We start from the raw sequence: 17112 nt of genomic DNA on the forward strand, positions 1-17112 counted from the left end.
GAGCAACGAATGTCAAGATGTGTATGAGGATGTAAAAAAAGCAAACCCGCGGCCAGTACAGGTAAAAATTAAAGACTGACAGGCCGTGTTCGAGGATGAAAAGTATTAAATTACTACCTTAAACTGGCAATTCAACGCTATTTTCCCCGTGTAAGTGATACCTGCCACATCACCGCCAAGAGAAACAGAGCATTGTCTCAAATGTTAATAAACTATTTCGACCTGGACAACTCACCTGCATCCTGCGCTCTTGCGAACATAGCCAGTCCAGGAAAATCATGCAACGTATAGTACGGCGTTGGGAGCGGTAATTGCTTCATTGTGCTCCCCGGCCACAGTTGCAACTCAGCTAATTTATCCATCTGAAACCCCTTCAACTGCACAGGAAGCTGTAATCTACGGGGTATCGCAGATTCACCCGGTACTGGTGTGGGAACACGATCACTTTCAGTTTGGTAGTTACGCTTGAGTAACAAAAACTTTTCCGGCACCGCCCGATGGCTGTCCCACCAGTTGCCATCTAACATATCGAACTGAAAACGTGTTTCGTCAGCCGAGACAGCCCCTAATTGATGTAGCGCCTGAGGTAATATCTCATCCATTGCCACATTAAACTGCATTACCGAACCGGCATGTCCCGTAAGAATGAGTGAAATAGCCAACCGGGTGCCTAAAAGGTTGGAATAAAGATCCTCCGGTGAAAATGCCGATATGCCTTCAGAAAACCCCACCACCGACTCGAAACCATACCACTGAGCAATTTCATGCCAGGCCGCGACCTGATAGGCCAAATAACCCGCAAGGTAAGCGGATAATGAATAGTGCTCGGCCTCATTCTGCGGTGGGATAAATGCAAAAAGTGCAATCCGCCGTTGTGCCAGCTCTTCGCTCAGCGCTATGTTCTGCGCCTGCCCCAGATGTGGAACTATGTGGCTAAACAGGAAAAAAGTCATGTCAGCTGAATCACGGACATGGGCAATATCGATAAACCCACCATGAGCGGAATAAATTATTCCATCATGTTCACTGCTGACACCCAGTAAATTTTTCGTTGCGCCTAATAGCGTATCGTTATAGTGGTGCTCACCCAACGAGTCAGCCTCAACCACATTGTCAAGATGGTAAAAAGGTACCGGAACACCTAAAACCTGTACGCTTAAGTTATAGCCAAACGCACAGCAAGGGCGCAATCCATCTGGCGAAGACAGTTTTTTTGTCACCGGCCAGGCACGGGTTGCTTGCTGATGAGGCATTATCGAAAGATCAGGAGTGACGGGCACCTTTACCACCGCCAGGCAGGGTAATGCCAGCAATATTAGGCCAGCCAGACCATACTTGAAAAATAAGCTCAAAATGCTTCTCCAACTTGGAAATAGAACCCCGTGCTGTCTTTACCCACGCCAAAATCGAGCCGAACATTCATTCGTGGTTTGAATTCAAATCGATAACCCACCCCCACCGAGGGCAGCCAGCTACTTTTGCCAAGTTCATTGATGGTCTGGCTCATCGTTCCACTCCCTATCCAGGCGACGACGCCATGCCGCCAGTCCAGTTTTCGGCGGTACTCAAGCTGAGTACTCAAGACGTTGCGATCACGGTAACGGCCCTCATAATAACCACGCATACGGTGATTATCCCCAAGTAGCGGCAACATATTCCACGGCACATCACCTTGGGTAAAACGCCCATCGATTTCCCATGCCAATACGTTTTTCTCATCCAGCGCATGGTACAGCGCATAGCGGCTTTCTACTGATTCAAAACGAAAATCACTGCCCAGCTCTGGCGCGAAGTGGGTATAAGTGAGATTCGCGAGCTGCCCACTACGAGGGTTAGGCACGAAATCGCGGGTATCATAAGTTAGCGTCACACTCGCCCCAGAGCTTAACACCGAGGGGCCAGCCTTTTCTCGCGCCAACATCCCGTTGTCTTTATCTTGTATCGATGCGGCATTAACAGAAGAGAATGACCAGCCAACACCAAAGTAAATGTCAGGAGCGATGCGATAAAGTAACTCGGGTTTGGCACTGAATTCTTGCGAGGTATATTCTTGCTTATTAGCGTCGTCGCGACCCGCAGTGAAGCCCGTTCCCCAATAGTAGGTCGGCATATTATTCATGGCACCGGTGAGATAGAAGCGCCACTGCTCATTAGCAAAAAAACTGTAATTAGCAATGCCGATACCAAAAGCCCCTGTCGAGCTGGTAAAACCGCTGAATGATAGCGTAGAGTTTTGGCTTATCTTCTCTTTTTTATCCGGGCGATACATGCCGACAATGGCCGCACCAATCCCCAGGCCCAATTCTGGAGTATAAAATGGCCCCGGCATCACTCCCCAATCAATGCCTTTATTCGCATCAAATTTATTATCGGAACCCAACCCTTGTAACCAGCCATCAATATGTTCATGTGAAGGCAATATATCTACTGCCTGCACCAAACAAGGTAGACCTAACCAGCAGACGAATCCTAGCCTGCATATAAAACACATTAGAAGCGATACTCCGCGGAAACAAAGAAGCTGTTGCGTTCAGCAAAACCAAACTCGGTGATCAAATTAAAGTTACGTGTCACTTCGTATTGCGCACCTAGCAGCACATTCCACGGCGATTCCAGATGCTGTCTAACATCAAAACGCCCCTTACCATCAGGATCCGCGATATTCACTAATCCCGCTAAATCAGGCGGCATATTGAGGTCAGACAAACTACCTTTAAACTCCTGCTGCACATTCTGATACATACTCCCTACCCATACATTCAGCTTACTGGGTGACATGTTCAGCATATCAATCGCAGGAATCGTAAAGCTGTAGCCCACACGGGGCGACAGAGTAAATGCATCAATCTCCCCCTCCAAAATATCGAAACGTGTTTGGGTGTAGTTCATGTCCAGCGTCGCAAACCAGTTTTCATAACCACCGACAAATGTTGTCCCTGCTCCTAAGGTGGTACCTTTAAAATCCAATTTAAAATCAAGATCCTTTAGCTGACCGTTATCGTGCATACCTTTGATAATATTGGAAATAATCCAGTTCATACTGCCGAATTTATAATTAGATGGATCTGAGTTAACAGAAACTTTCGATAAAGAACTGCCTTTGGTTTGACCCACAACTCCATAAATATTCATAAATGGCAGCAACCACAAATCTAATTTCAATGTATCGGTTTTACTTTTCTGACGGGTTTTATCCACTTGGATATCAAATAGGCTGGAAGGCATCTGATACGAGTCCCAGCCCAACCCATCAAAGTTGATACTATCTACATCAATATTCTGGCGAATATTCATATGACTGATGCTAACACCAAACGGCAGGGGTAATTCATAGCCGCGGGCCCGAGCCTCATCTCCCCAAAAAGGCAAAAATGTAGACTCCTGCACGGGCACAGCCTTAACTGAGATGACCTTACGTTGAGTGTTACTTTGAGTATCTTGATTCACCAACTCAGGTTTAGCAGAGCGTTCTATCAATTCCTGAGTAGCAGTTTCTGAAACAGGTACGCTAGCCAACGTTAATGGCGATATGAGTGCTGCCAAAAGCAATACAAGTAACGTAGAACTTTTCATTTTTATCTGATTTTTAAGCAGTTTATGAATGTAAATTGTGGATAACATTTATCCTGCGGATGAAGAGATAGTGGAGTATAACCACATTTTATATTGATATTTAGCGACAAAAAATGCTCATTATTTAAAAGTAGGCCTTTAATTAAGATAAAATATCGATACATCACAAAAACGCTATTAGAGGGCTTTTTTAATAGTCTCAGAGTGTTGGCACTAACGAAATCAACTGCAATTTGTCACCATTGTGAATTTAGATATATCTTTTTACACACTCCCCTTGCCAATTTAGATATATCGATCTAAATTAGATATATCTAAATTGTTTCGATATATCTAATGGAGAGTACTTATGTTTGGATTTTCAAAACGTAGTCGTTGCCATGATGAAAATCATCATGAAGGGCATCGCCGCTGTAGCGATAGAATGCATCGTGGTGGCCGCCATCATATGATGGGCGAAGATGGCGTAGCGCTACGGGGCGGTAAACGTGGGCGCGGTGAGAAAATGCATCGTTTGTTCGAACACGGTGATTTACGTATTGTATTACTCGCTCTGCTTGATAAAAAAACGAGTCACGGCTACGAACTGATTAAAGCAATAGAAGAAGCATCATCGGGCCTGTATGTTCCAAGCCCTGGCGTTATCTATCCAACACTAACACTACTGGAAGAACAGGATTTTGTCACACCGGTGGCCACTGGCAATGGCCGTAAAAGCTACCAAATAACCGATGCGGGTAAGGCGGAATTGCACCAGAACCAGAAGATGGTCGATATCATTTTTTCTCGGTTGGCACAGATAAATCGCCACCCTGAGGGGAATATGGCTGAAGGTATTTCCGATGCAATGCACCGTTTACGCCACATTTTACGTAGCAATATGATGCGTTTAGACGTCACTCCTGAGCAGGTGGTGCGCATTAATACTGCATTAGTGTCAGCGGTAGAAACCATTGAGAAAGAACTGGCGCCTAACACAATCCAACCAGCAGCCGACGAAACTCAGCAGGAGCAAAACTGATGCCCGGTTACCGTTATCGAATCACCATTGAACCATTAACTGACCGCAAGGGGGCAGCCATAGATAAAGCGCCGGTCACATTCGAAGCGGAGAATCACGATGAGATCCTCAGCATCATCGAACGGTTACAGGCGCGCGAAGATCTGGACTTTGGTAAAGAGAAAACCGCGGCATTTGCATTAGGTTTAAAACTGTTTTCAGAAACCATGATGGAAAACCGCAAACATCCACTCTTTGCCTCGTTAGGCACATCGTTTAAAGATTTTATGTTCCAACTGAAAAAAGGTCCAACTCACAATCAACACGAGGGTTCTAAGTAGCAACACGCTCTTGTTGATAATGCTACCAAAGATATCTTTATAGACGGTATCCCTATTTCCTCCCTTCATGGCCCATCACTGGCCAGTGTCAAAGATCTGGTTAGTGAAATAATAAACGAAGTGATAAACCGCTTAATTTCTATTCTGGATGTTAAATATTCTGGATGGTGGAGATTTATCAAAAGAGAACATATTTCAGTCTGAGCTAATAATCTGGGATTCCGTTAATTATCGGCCTGTTTAGCCCAAACGATACTGAATAGTGGTAAAAAGTAAAAGGAGCCAAAAGCCCCTTTAGTTTGATGATTCGTAATACTATTTAGCTCGGACACCTTCGACGGACAGAATCAATTCAACTTCTTGCGATGCTGGCCCCAGATCCGTAGTGATATTAAAGTCTTTCAGCTTAATATTACCGTTAGCTTCGAACCCAGCACGATAGCCACCCCACGGGTCATTACCCTGCCCCGTAAGTTTGCTTTCCAAGGTCACTGGCTTAGTGACGCCATTTAACGTCAGATTACCAACAACCGAATAGCCATCTGCATTTTTCTTCACTTCAGTTGACTCAAATGTCGCTTGTGGGAACTTTGCTACGTTTAGGAATTCTTTACTACGCAGATGTTTATCACGCTCTGCATGGTTCGTATCAACGCTATTAGTATTAATTACGACATTCACTTTATCCGCGGCGGGATTTTTTTCATCAAAAGTGAAAGAACCATCGAAATCATTAAAACTGCCATATAACCAGCTATAGCCTAAGTGTTTAATCCGGAATTCGATAAAGGCATGTTGACCTTCTTTATCAATTTTATAGTCGGCTGCTACGGCGCTGCCGGCAGTAAACATCAGTGCGCCTACGGTCAGGCCCAGTAGGGTCTTATTAAACATACTTAATTCTCCATAATACAGTTGGTTAATCGGTGCTACGTCCCAGCATCCGCTTAAGAGTAATATCACCATCAATAAAGTGGTGCTTAAGTGCAGCCAAGCCATGCAAGAGTGAAAGCACGACCACGGCCCAAGCTAAATAAAGATGTACAGTGCCAGCAGTGTCCGCCTGGTCGGGTAACCCGGTCAGTGTTGCAGGTACCGTAAACCAGCCAAAAATATTGATAGGTTGTCCGTCAGCCGTCGATATCAAATAACCGCTGAACATAATACAAAATAGAACAATGTATAAAGCAAAATGAGCGAGTATCGCACTGATTCGTGTGAAACGGCTATACGTTGGCAATGGCTTAGGCGGCGGTGAAATAAAACGCCATATCACCCGAAATAACATCACACCAAAGAGTATACACCCGATGCTTTTGTGAACTTCAGGAGCCTGATGATACCAACCATCATAGTAGCCGAGCGTCACCATCCATAAGCCCAAAGCAAATAATGTATATACTGTTAATGCAACTAACCAGTGGATACTGATGCTAATTCGCCCAAACTGCTCCTTGGTATTCTTCCAAAGCATAACTATTCCCTTTTGCTTAACTGATAGAACAATAGTCAAACATTATGAAACATAAAATCAACACTTATTTAGTATAAGATATAACTTTGTAAGAGTTATCAGTTATTTTGCGGAAGTCAGCAATTACTCAGTCAGTTTAATTGTTGTTCTTTACTTAACCTGACATAAACATAAGACGCGAGCAGAAAATTTAATACCATTATTAATAGTTTATAATGGTATTAATTGAGATGGTATCAGTTAGACATGTTCATTTATCAGAGATGCCACTAGCTATTACATTATACGGTAAAGCCAAGATAGAGATAGATAGCCAGCACAATGCTGCCAGTGACAATCGCATAAGGCATCTGTGTTCGAATATGCTCAATATGATCACAGTCAGTCGCCATAGATGCCACAATTGCATCACTAGAAATGGGCGAAGTCATATCACCAAAAATTGAACCAGCAATTGCCGCACCTATCATATACTCGATAGGCATTCCGACAGAGACACCGAGTTGCACGCCAATAGGGATCATAATAGCGAAGGTTCCCCAAGATGTTCCTGTCGCCAACGACATAATGGCACTGATAATAAAAACAAAGCCAATGGAAAATCCGGGGGAAATAATACCTGAGGTAATTGTCGCAATATATTGCCCGGTATTAAGATCTGCTGATACGTTGCCCATCAGGAATGCCAACACCATAATGGAGCTTATTTTCACCATACTGGCATAGCCGATATATAGCTCTTTAAAGAAAGATTCTATATTCAGAATTCTCCGCCCACAGAACCAAACAAAAGAAACGGTGGTACCAAACATTACAGCGCTATAAACCGACATAGAGCCACTGCCTTTGGTAAAATCACCATCCCCGGTAACATAGAGTGCAATAGGTACAGCCAGTACAGTCGAGAGGATGGGGATGAGGAAATTCAGTATTGAATTACTTGCGGGATGATCAATAACCTCATCTTTTACTGCCTCAACATGATGTTCCTGTTTACCGACGAAGTTCACCTCTGCTTTTTTCATTGGCCCCCAAGACGCACCAGAGAAGATATAGAATAGCACCGAAGCCAGTGAAAACCACGCCATGAGATTCCACACCATAGAACTGGCTAATATTTCAAACGGCTGCCCTTCAATATAGCCTTTAGCTATCTGGACACCGATAACCCCCATCATTGCCGCCCCCCAGCCATTAATCATAGCCGAAGAACAGACCGACACACAGGATGTCTGAATAATGTAAGACATTTTTTCTGGTGATAAACCGTATCTTTTTGCCAAGTCTTTAGTTGATGCGCCGGCAATGAGTTGGTTTATAGAACTCTCAATAAAGATAATTGAGGTAATAACCATAGCCAGCAGTTGCACTGCTTTTTTATTAGTAACAAACTGCGTCTTTTCTGTTAATAATCTGACTAGACTTCGCACCCCTCCGGTGACGACAATTAAGCGCATAATACCACCAATCATCACCATAAAAATAACCGTTCGCGTATTACCCGGTGAGGAAAATGTATCAATAATGCCATTTAGCGTACCACTGATTCCCTGGATTATACTGTGGTCATTAATGACCGTAAATCCAACAACAATCCCCATAAGTAACGATAAAATGACCTGGCGGGTAAATATTGCCAAACAAATGGTTACTAATGGAGTTATAATCGTCCATACGCCATAATCATGCATATAACCACCCTATTATTTATTGTATAAAGGAAAGGGCTTGATCTAAATCGTCTTTTAAATCGTTAATGTCTTCAATGCCTATTGAAAGGCGCAGGGTAGTATCATATATACCTATATTTTCTTTCTCCTCTTTACTCATCGAACCATGAGACATTGATGCTGAATGGTTAACCATACTTTCCACCCCACCCAACGATTCTGCTAAAACAAAATAATTCAGCTTGCTAATAAAAGTTTTTACCTCCGTGATATCTCCTTTCAAGCGAATACTGACAACAGCACCACCTGAACGCATCTGCTTTTTACATAATTGATGCTGAGGATGTGATTCCAGCCCAGGATAATGAACATCCAATACTTTAGGATGTTGCTCTAAAAAGTGAGCAATCTTTAGAGCGTTACTGCATTGACGATCCATACGAACATCAAGAGTTTTCATGCCTCGTAGAGCCAGATAGGCATCAAATGGAGAGGCTATCGCGCCCACAGTGGTTTTACAGAAATCCAATTGTTCAGCAATATTATGTACATTAGTAATAACTGCACCACCAATTAAATCTGAATGCCCGCCAATATATTTACTGGTTGAAAGCATCACTATATCTGCACCAAGAATAAGAGGCCGTTGATTCCACGCACTGGCAAAAGTGTTATCCACGCAAGTCATAACCTTTCTGGCCCGAGCTACCTGACATACTGCTTCAATATCAACTAATTCCAACAGTGGATTGGTGGGCGTTTCAATCCAGATTAAGCGAGTATTTTCTTGAATATGATTATTTACTGCCTCAAGGTCATTCAGGTCAATATAACTGAATGTAGTGCCTGATGTCTGCTTACGCAGTCTCTCAAATAATCGATACGTCCCCCCATAGACGCCGTGCATGACCAATACATGAGAATCTTTAGGTAGTAATTCCAATATGAGTGCGGTCGCTGCCATACCTGAAGCTGTTGCCGTCGCATAGGTTCCCCCTTCCAACTCTGCTAACGCGGTTTCATAGGCATATCTTGTCGGATTGCTGCATCGGGAATAACAGAATTCTCCCTCTTCACCTAAATTGGGCTGAATAAATGAGCTGGCAGTCGTGATCGGTGGAAAGATAGCATTATTACCTCGATCAACTTGATCTCCGGCATGAATAACAAGAGTTGCAATAGATTTTGTCTTTTTCATTCGTCTTTCCTTTAAATTTTGGCTGTAAAAAGTCCCATCATTGTTAAGAATGATGTTCCGTATCTCAACTAAAGAGTGAGATTTATTTTATTTATGAGTCATTATGTCGATAATTTCTTTGTCTGTTTGTCTCATTGGCGATAATACGAGTCTGCATAGATTATTTATTGAGCTTTCTACGTCGCAGGAAACAATACCGTCATACTCTCCCGCAACACTATGTTGTTGCGCCATTACTACCGATTTAAATGCACAGGCCGTCGCAGTGGAAACCTTCATGGCACAGCTATTTGACGCACCGTCACAAATAATACCGCTAATATCGCTGATCATATTATTTATAGCATAAGAAACAGTCAGATAATCTCGAGTCAATAACCAACTCATCCCAGCAGCTGCCCCCATTGCCGCCGTAGATACTGCACATAATGCAGAGAGGCGGGTATAACGCTCATGAATTGAAATTGCCACCAAATGAGCCAACGCCAACGCCCTGGCCAGAGTTTCATCATCGCTATCAAGATGTTTTGCGAGCGTTACCACCGGCATTGTCACCGTAATACCCTGATTACCTGAACCGTAATTTGACATGGCGGCAAGCGGTGCTCCGCCCATGCGGGCATCTGATGCTGCGGTCGTATTGATCAGCATTTGGCTAAGTAAATCCCTACTCATAAAACCATTTTTTCTAGCCAGCAATAGTGCTCCGCTTACATTTAAGCCATAGTGTTTCCTTTTTCCCTCATCAGAAAGCGCACTATTCACCTCAGCACTTTCCAATATAAAAGCAATATCATCAGCCGCTACATGGCTCACAAAATCGAATGCATCTCGGAGAGAGAACTTAGGCAATACCTCCTCACTGCAACCCGCAATATGACCACTGACGTGGACCTGTTTAATATTATTAATATAAACTTCCGTGACATTAGTGTGGTTACCTTGAATCACGACCCGACACTGCTCATTAACACTGTGCAAAGTCATATCAATAAAAATAAAGTCAGTCGAATTTACAGGTTGTAGGCTGATATTACCGTTTTGATTAAAGGTAACAGCCCAGGTAATTTGTTCAGCAGTAATTCCTTTTAATGCCTCCAGACCTGCTTCGGCATTTCCACCTATAGCCCCTATTGCTGCTGCCAGAGTAACCCCTGAATAATGGGTTCCGGGGATGGTGACTCCCATCGCATTTTTATAAAGATTATCTGATATCTGCCCTGTTATTTTTAACACTGGCGCATTGAGGTATTTGGCTGCAACAGCTGCGGCAAAAGCGATAGCAACGGGTTCTGTACACCCTAAAGAAAGTTTAACTTCTTTTTTTAACCATTTGAGAAATTGTTGATGTGTTATTTTTTTCATTGATGTTTTTACTAATGATTTTTACTTATTTTTATCTTAGAGATTTGTTAAGAGAAATACTTTTCATACTTAACTCTTGTTTTCTATATAAGGAGAATTTAATTCTCTTTATATAAAATAAAAAATCCACTGAATTTAAAATAAAAAATGAATTATATCAAATGGTTAGTTGCATGATACTGTTTAATATATACTACCAGTGAGATGCTAGTCACAAAATAATAAAGAGAATAATTTCCCCTTCAACACAAAATGCAGATGTCAGGCGCGCTATCGTAATCCTATCTGACAACTGGGCAACTCGAAGCCGTATGTTTGCTGTTAAGCATCAATACTGATTCAGTCACATATTAAAGATGCGCTAATTACTGGATAAAGAATTTATATGCTCTGGATTGTGGCTGCACATTAATTGTGCAATATTCTTATTAAAAACGTCAGCGATTCGTTAATAAAGAAGGAGAAAAGCGACTCCTGATAAAATCAGGAGCGCCATTCAGGAAGATAGGCCGGAGGAAAACAGATAAAATTCAAATTTCCGTATCAAAAACCGGCCCCAACAAAATTAGCTACAATCGCTGATGCACTATTATTTACGCTTACTGTGGTGCCTGCTGCAACGTCCAGTTTAACACCTGTGCTGCCAATTGATCGCTGGCGACACCAAACGCCTGAACCACTTCATTCATCTCAGTGCCTTTTATCGGTTGGCGAATTTCAAACTGGCGGGTAGCAATAATCCGTCGGTCTGAAATTCTGACCAAACGGCCATCAAACCGAATGAGTACCAAACTGTTATCACTGCTATGTACCCCCTGGAACGCGGACAAATCACCGCTCAACTCGACGTCGGCCTGAAGACTGTCATCGTCACTGCTGACTGCACGGACACGGCCATCAGCACGGAATTCCTGAATCAGACGATTACGCAGCAGAATAGGCGCTGAATCACTCCAGCGTGAGGCTTTGTAGACAGCAATTTCCTGTCCCTGTGGTTGTACAGCCATACGTGTGCTGTTAATAAACTGGTTAGTCGCCGGTTGAGATACCCGCAACGACCAGTCAACCGTCTGCGCCCGTGGCGTAACCGTTGCTGTCTGAGCGGGTAAAAGGTAGACCTGCGATATCGGTGCGCTGGGCAAAATAGTGCAGGCTGAGAGCAACGCCAGTGGCAGCAGTGATAACACCTGCCACGCGTGACGGCCTGAAAAGCGAATCAATTTAAGAGAAACCATTAAGGCGTAAACTCCTGTGTTCTTTCACGACCACGCAGTAGGGCCGCAGGATTTTCTTCCAGACGAGTAACAGCGGCGCGTAATGTGGCCAACGTTCTGCGTAGTTCATCAACAGCTGGCCCCAGTTCATTCATACCCTGCATACCGTTATTGAGGGATGTTTTATTTTCATTCACCAATTTATTGAGAATGACACTGGTATTCTGCAATGAAACCATCGTCTTCGCTGCATCGCTAACCAATTGTTTCCCCTGCCCTTCCATTAGCCCATTGGCATTACGCAGCAGACGATCGGTTTGTGCCAATGTGTCATTAGCCTGTTTGCTGGCCTGTGCCAATTGCTGCAACATTGTGCGAAGATCCTCACGTTGGTCTGCCACCGTCTGAGTAACCAGCTCCAGGTTTTCTAACGTTTTTATCAGCCGCTGTTGATTATCCGGTGCCAACAACTGGTTCAGCCGCACCAGGACTTCATTAGCATTACTCATAAAATTCTCACCATTAGCCAGCAACTGGCTCATCGGCGACGGGGTTGCCACAATGACCGGGATCTCGTCATCTTCCCCCTCCAGTAACGGGCTGTCCTGACTACCGCTGCTGAACTGAATATTCGACATACCGGTGATACCGGCAACTGTCAGGCGAGCTTGGGTATCTTGGCGAATAGGTGTAGAAGCTGACACGCGGACCCGCGCCCAGACCTTGCTTGGGTTATCTTTATCCAGCCGTAACTGTATTACCTCTCCGACTCGAATTCCGCTGTATTGTACAGTGCTGCCCTGCGATAACCCGCTGACAGCTTCGTTAAACACGATATCGTATAGACTGAACTGGCGGTTAGAACCCGCGTTTGTCAGCCATAGGCAAAATAGCAAGGCGGCGCTGACCACAATAAGAGTGAACAAGCCAATGATGACATGATGAGCACGGGTTTCCATCTTATGACCTCTCTACACTGTGCGTTGCAGCCTGAGATGCCGCGCGGCCACGAGGGCCATGAAAATACGCCTGAATCCAGGCATCATCGGTCGCCGCAACGGTATCTAGCGTATCGACCACCAGCACTTTCTTTTGTGAAAGCACTGCTACGCGATCACAAAGCGTATAAAGCGTATCCAAATCGTGCGTTACCAGAAACACGGTAAGATTCAACGCATCACGCAATGTTCTGATTAAACTGTCAAAAGCCGCCGCCCCAATCGGATCAAGCCCTGCGGTCGGTTCATCAAGAAAAAGAATATCCGGATCCAACGCCAGTGCACGCGCCAAAGCAACCCGTTTTACCATGCCACCAGACAGCGATGCCGGATACTTGCTGCCCGCGTCAGGTGGTAAACCAGCCAAGGCCAGTTTAACCTGCGCCAGCCGTTCGGCCTCAGCCCGCGGTAAACCAGCGTTTTCTATCAATGGCAACGCCACGTTTTCAGTCACGGTAAGCGAGCTAAACAGCGCCCCCCGTTGGAACAAGACTCCGAATCGTCGTTCCACCATCGAACGCTCCTTACCGGATAACGTCATTAAATCATTACCAAAAACATGGATATCACCCGCAGTTGGGCGACGTAATCCAACGATACTGCGCAGTAGAACAGATTTGCCGGTGCCCGAACCACCAACCACACCGAGCACCTCCCCTCGGTGTACATCCAGATTAAGGCCATCGTGAACACATTGTTTACCAAAGCAATTCACCAGCTCACGGATTTGGATGATCGCATTTTTTGTCACTTGACTTACCACCCCATTTCCATGAAAAACAGCGCTGCAACAGCATCGAGCAAGATAACAACAAAGATTGAGTGTACGACACTGGTGGTAGTATGCATGCCGACGGATTCAGCGCTGCCGCTGACCTTAAACCCTTCCAGACAACCAATAATGGCGATCAAGAACGCGAAAATCGGCGCTTTACTGATCCCCACCAGTAAATGCTGCAACCCGTTACTGTTTTGCATAATCGTTAAAAACATCGTCGGGGAGATATCCAGTGCTAACGCACAAACCACCATACCGCCAAAAATGCCACAAATCATACCGATAAACGTGAGCATCGGCAGTGAAATCAATAACGCTAATACACGAGGGAGCACCAGTAACTCAACTGGGTTAAGCCCCAGCGTTTGAATGGCATCGATCTCTTCGTTGGCTTTCATCAGCCCGATTTCAGCGGTGAACGCACTGGCTGTTCGCCCCGCCATCAAAATAGCCGTAAGCAGAACCGCAAACTCTCGTAGGAAAGAAAACACCACTAAATCGACGGTAAAAATACCCGCGCCGAAAGTGGTCAGAACGGTTGCACCAAGAAAAGCGATAACTGCGCCGACCAGAAAAGTCAGCAGCATAATGATAGGAACGGCATTCAAGCCAATTTGCTGAATATTGGCGATAAGAGAAGTGACCCGCCAGCGAGCAGGGCGAAAAACTGTCCCCAGCAGTGCTTCAAGTGTCAGGCCGACAAAACCGAGCAATGACTTGAAATCTTGCCATAAATTGTCCACCGACTGGCCGATAGGTACTAATAGACCAATCCAGAAAGGTTGAGGTTTTACCGTTAATTGAGGAACCAGATTAGGTAAAACCTGGCTGACGGTCTCCAATAACACCCGGCGTTCATCAGGCAGGCGCGGTGCCAATTCACGCAAATTGCTGACTCGCAGCTCCCCAAGAAGTGTGGCAAGCAGCGTGGCGCCAGCAGTATCCAACCCACCTAACTGGCTGAAGTCAAACATGGCCGACGCCGGTAAATCCACACGCAACTGAGCCACCTTTGGCTCCAAAAAACGGTAATGCGCCAGTACCCACTCCCCCCTGATATAAACTCGAGGGGGTTGAACTGAGCTATCAATATCAAGTTGCGCGGAGAACGGTTGCTCTGTCATTGCATAAGCCTTACCTGTGTCGAACTCTAAATAGGTATATCACACACTTAAGTAAGAGTAATGGCTGTTTAATGAATGACACTTCAACAACTCGTTAATCAGTGATGTGTGGCGCTCTGTTTCCCCCATTGACGCATATTCTTCCCCGGCATGGTGTACCACACGACACCGGCGAGCAGAATTAATAAGCCGCTCGCCGTGCCTAACACCAAACTGTGTGAGGCAGAAAACGCCAACTTAGCACTCGCCAGCAACGATTCGTTCCCACCCAAGCTATTGACCACCTGAATAGCTTCGCTGATCGAGGCACTCGCCTGCTCAACCAAGCTGGCAGGTAAATCCGCTGGCAGCACAATAGACGCGGTATACGCTCGTGATAGCATCAGGCCAAATATTGCCACACCCAACCCGGCCCCCAGCTCATAAGCCATCCCTTCAACCGCACCGGCTGCACCGGCTTTCTCAGGCGGTGCAGCGCTCATAATCGCGGCGGTGGATGCCAACAATGAAGCTTCGATGCTGAAACCGAGTAATGCCATCCAAGCCCACGCCACATAGGTCTGAGTGGCAAAATCGGTCCAGGCCAGCCCAAGAAAACTTAATGAACTCAGTGCAATACCCGCGCTTGCTACTGTGCGCAGCCCCAATGTAGACACCAGCCAGCCGGATATCGGCCCACTGACGCCACTGGCAATCATCAATGGCAATAGGAACATACCGGCTTCAAGCGGGCTTTTCCCAAGGACAAACTGCAATTCTTGCGTCAGCAATAGCTCGAAACCCACCAGCGTTATCATCGCCGTCAATGCCATCATCATACCGATAGCAATAACACGCTGACTGATCAGTCGAAAATCAATCATCGGTGCCGCTGTTGATAGCTGATGCCGAACAAAAGCAAACAGCATCCCGCCGCCAATCAATGCGGTCAGTGACGTGACAACAGGATCCCCCCGCCGCGCAACCCGCTTTTAGCGGCATACACCAACAGCAGAACAGCAACAATCAGCACCAAGGCCGGTGCCAATTTCCAGCTTTGTTCGCGGCGAACAGGTTGCTTGGGGATAACCACCAATGTGGCAATCACCACAGCGATGATAATAGGAATATTGATCAGGAATACTGATCCCCAATAGAAGTATTCCAGTAATAACCCGCCCACCAGCGGCCCCATCGCCGCACCCGAAGTCCCGACCGCAACCCATATGCCCAGCGCCAACGCCCTTTCCCGCTCATCGGTAAAAGTATTGCGCACGGCGGAGAGTGTTGCAGGTAAAATCATCGCAGCCCCGATAGCCAGCAACGCACGCGCGGCAATAAGTGTGGCAACGGACGGCGCAAATGCTGCCGCCAACGAAGCCAGGCCAAACAGTATCGACCCCAGCAAAGCCAGCCGTTTGAATCCAATGCGATCCCCCAGCGCTCCCATTGGCAAAAGCAGACACGCCATGACCAGTGAGTAAATATCGATAATCCACAGCAATTCGCTGCCGGTAGCCGACAATGCAATCCCCAGCCGTGGTGCGGCCACATGCAATACGGTTGCATCAATAGAAACAGGGAGATACATCAGAATAATAACGTAAAAAATCATCCACTTTTTAGACATACTGTCGTGCTCAATAAGGTACTAATTAATGTTGAACAGATGTTCAATATGGCAATAATAGCGGAAAGTTGAACGCTCGTCCAATTCGTCACATAATGGTGAATAACTTGTTGCGCCAAATTAGAGGAGTTGCTTTGGCCTATTTGAATCGTGAAGAACGCCACGACACCCTTTTGCAGGCTGCGATGCGGGTGGCAATGGTTGAGGGCATGGCAGCAACGACTGTCCGGCGCGTTGCCAGTGAAGCCGGTGTAGCGGTCGGGCAAGTCCATCATCACTTTTCATCGGTTTCACGCTTACGGGCAGATGCTTTTCAACTATTGGTAAAACAATCCTTAAGCGCGTTTGCAAAAAACAGCAAACATGTGCCGGCAGTTGAACGGCTACAAAAGGTATTGGGTTATCCGCAAGATGAAGCCGGTAAAAGAGAAACCCGCCTGTGGAATGAAGTCTCAATATTGGCCGAACGGGATGAGCTAATAAAAGAGGCTTACGCCGCTTCAATGTCAGATTGGCATTCGGCCACCGTTGAGGTGATCCATGCCGGTATTGCCAGCAATGAATTTCGCTCAGACATAAACCCCAGTGATATTTCCTGGCGATTGATTGGGCTGGTTTGTGGTTTGGATGGACTAACCCAGTTTATAGAATTAGGCTTTTCTGAAGCGGAAATTCTACGTCACCTCACAGCCATGATGGAAAGCGCATTGTTGGCAACAAAATAGCTATTCCGGCCAGAAGTTAACGTCGGAGAGTTTTAGTGGGTAT

15 protein-coding genes and 2 pseudogenes are annotated in these 17112 nt (G+C 45.6%); 4 read left to right on the top strand and 13 right to left on the bottom strand.

Annotated features, from left to right (window positions below):
• Positions 1–212: 212 nt before the first annotated feature.
• Genes YALDO0001_RS12770 through YALDO0001_RS12780 form a run of 3 tightly spaced genes read right to left on the bottom strand, consistent with a single transcriptional unit; the run spans position 213 to position 3621 of the window.
• Complete coding sequence (locus YALDO0001_RS12770) at positions 213–1352, bottom strand: DUF4056 domain-containing protein (RefSeq protein ID WP_427926903.1); 1140 nt, start codon at positions 1350–1352, stop codon at positions 213–215.
• On the bottom strand, positions 1349–2491 hold the full coding sequence (locus YALDO0001_RS12775; protein WP_049595967.1) for a BamA/TamA family outer membrane protein: 1143 nt from the start codon (positions 2489–2491) through the stop codon (positions 1349–1351). The genes YALDO0001_RS12770 and YALDO0001_RS12775 overlap by 4 nt, the downstream gene beginning before the upstream one ends.
• Positions 2491–3621 carry a hypothetical protein gene (locus tag YALDO0001_RS12780; RefSeq protein WP_004703814.1) on the bottom strand — a complete coding sequence of 377 codons (1131 nt, stop codon included), beginning with the start codon at positions 3619–3621 and terminating at the stop codon, positions 2491–2493. The genes YALDO0001_RS12775 and YALDO0001_RS12780 overlap by 1 nt, the downstream gene beginning before the upstream one ends.
• A gap of 301 nt (positions 3622–3922) precedes the next feature.
• Between YALDO0001_RS12780 and YALDO0001_RS12785 the strand changes: the two genes are divergently transcribed.
• The 3 genes and pseudogenes from YALDO0001_RS12785 to YALDO0001_RS21985 all read left to right on the top strand — a co-directional run.
• On the top strand, positions 3923–4594 hold the full coding sequence (locus tag YALDO0001_RS12785) for a PadR family transcriptional regulator (RefSeq protein WP_004703815.1): 672 nt from the start codon (positions 3923–3925) through the stop codon (positions 4592–4594).
• Entirely contained in the window at positions 4594–4914 is a 321-nt protein-coding gene (locus tag YALDO0001_RS12790; RefSeq protein ID WP_042840005.1) for a DUF3861 domain-containing protein, read from the top strand. The genes YALDO0001_RS12785 and YALDO0001_RS12790 overlap by 1 nt, the downstream gene beginning before the upstream one ends.
• A 33-nt stretch (positions 4915–4947) precedes the next feature.
• Positions 4948–5158 (top strand): annotated as a pseudogene (locus YALDO0001_RS21985) (transcriptional regulator); the annotation flags it as partial.
• A gap of 71 nt (positions 5159–5229) precedes the next feature.
• On the opposite strand, the gene YALDO0001_RS12795 reads toward YALDO0001_RS21985, so the two are convergent.
• From YALDO0001_RS12795 to YALDO0001_RS12840, 10 genes and pseudogenes are all read right to left on the bottom strand, one after another.
• Complete coding sequence (locus YALDO0001_RS12795) at positions 5230–5808, bottom strand: YceI family protein (protein WP_004703816.1); 579 nt, start codon at positions 5806–5808, stop codon at positions 5230–5232.
• A gap of 25 nt (positions 5809–5833) precedes the next feature.
• Complete coding sequence (locus YALDO0001_RS12800; RefSeq protein WP_004703817.1) at positions 5834–6388, bottom strand: cytochrome b; 555 nt, start codon at positions 6386–6388, stop codon at positions 5834–5836.
• 281 nt (positions 6389–6669) lie between these two features.
• A complete protein-coding gene (locus YALDO0001_RS12805) occupies positions 6670–8079 on the bottom strand; it encodes a Na+/H+ antiporter NhaC family protein (RefSeq protein ID WP_004703818.1) in 1410 nt (469 codons plus the stop codon).
• A gap of 16 nt (positions 8080–8095) precedes the next feature.
• A complete protein-coding gene (locus YALDO0001_RS12810) occupies positions 8096–9256 on the bottom strand; it encodes a trans-sulfuration enzyme family protein (protein WP_004703819.1) in 1161 nt (386 codons plus the stop codon).
• A gap of 87 nt (positions 9257–9343) precedes the next feature.
• Positions 9344–10621: an L-cysteine desulfidase family protein gene (locus YALDO0001_RS12815; protein ID WP_004703820.1), complete on the bottom strand. Its 1278-nt coding sequence runs from the start codon at positions 10619–10621 to the stop codon at positions 9344–9346.
• Positions 10622–11220: 599 nt separating this feature from the next.
• On the bottom strand, positions 11221–11856 hold the full coding sequence (locus YALDO0001_RS12820; protein ID WP_042840006.1) for an ABC-type transport auxiliary lipoprotein family protein: 636 nt from the start codon (positions 11854–11856) through the stop codon (positions 11221–11223).
• On the bottom strand, positions 11856–12794 hold the full coding sequence (locus YALDO0001_RS12825; protein WP_004703821.1) for an MlaD family protein: 939 nt from the start codon (positions 12792–12794) through the stop codon (positions 11856–11858). Before YALDO0001_RS12825 ends, YALDO0001_RS12820 begins: the two co-directional genes overlap by 1 nt.
• Before the next feature lies 1 nt (position 12795).
• The gene (locus YALDO0001_RS12830; protein ID WP_042840007.1) at positions 12796–13596 is read right to left on the bottom strand and encodes an ABC transporter ATP-binding protein; all 801 of its coding nucleotides are present in this window, start codon (positions 13594–13596) and stop codon (positions 12796–12798) included.
• Positions 13590–14735 carry an MlaE family ABC transporter permease gene (locus tag YALDO0001_RS12835; protein ID WP_004703823.1) on the bottom strand — a complete coding sequence of 382 codons (1146 nt, stop codon included), beginning with the start codon at positions 14733–14735 and terminating at the stop codon, positions 13590–13592. Before YALDO0001_RS12835 ends, YALDO0001_RS12830 begins: the two co-directional genes overlap by 7 nt.
• A 98-nt stretch (positions 14736–14833) precedes the next feature.
• Positions 14834–16344, bottom strand: a pseudogene (locus YALDO0001_RS12840) (SmvA family efflux MFS transporter).
• A gap of 134 nt (positions 16345–16478) precedes the next feature.
• Here YALDO0001_RS12840 and YALDO0001_RS12845 point away from each other — a divergent pair.
• Entirely contained in the window at positions 16479–17069 is a 591-nt protein-coding gene (locus tag YALDO0001_RS12845; protein WP_042840027.1) for a TetR family transcriptional regulator, read from the top strand.
• Positions 17070–17112 lie beyond the last annotated feature (43 nt).

It is taken from the genome of Yersinia aldovae ATCC 35236 (assembly GCF_000173735.1).
Lineage (GTDB): Bacteria > Pseudomonadota > Gammaproteobacteria > Enterobacterales > Enterobacteriaceae > Yersinia > Yersinia aldovae.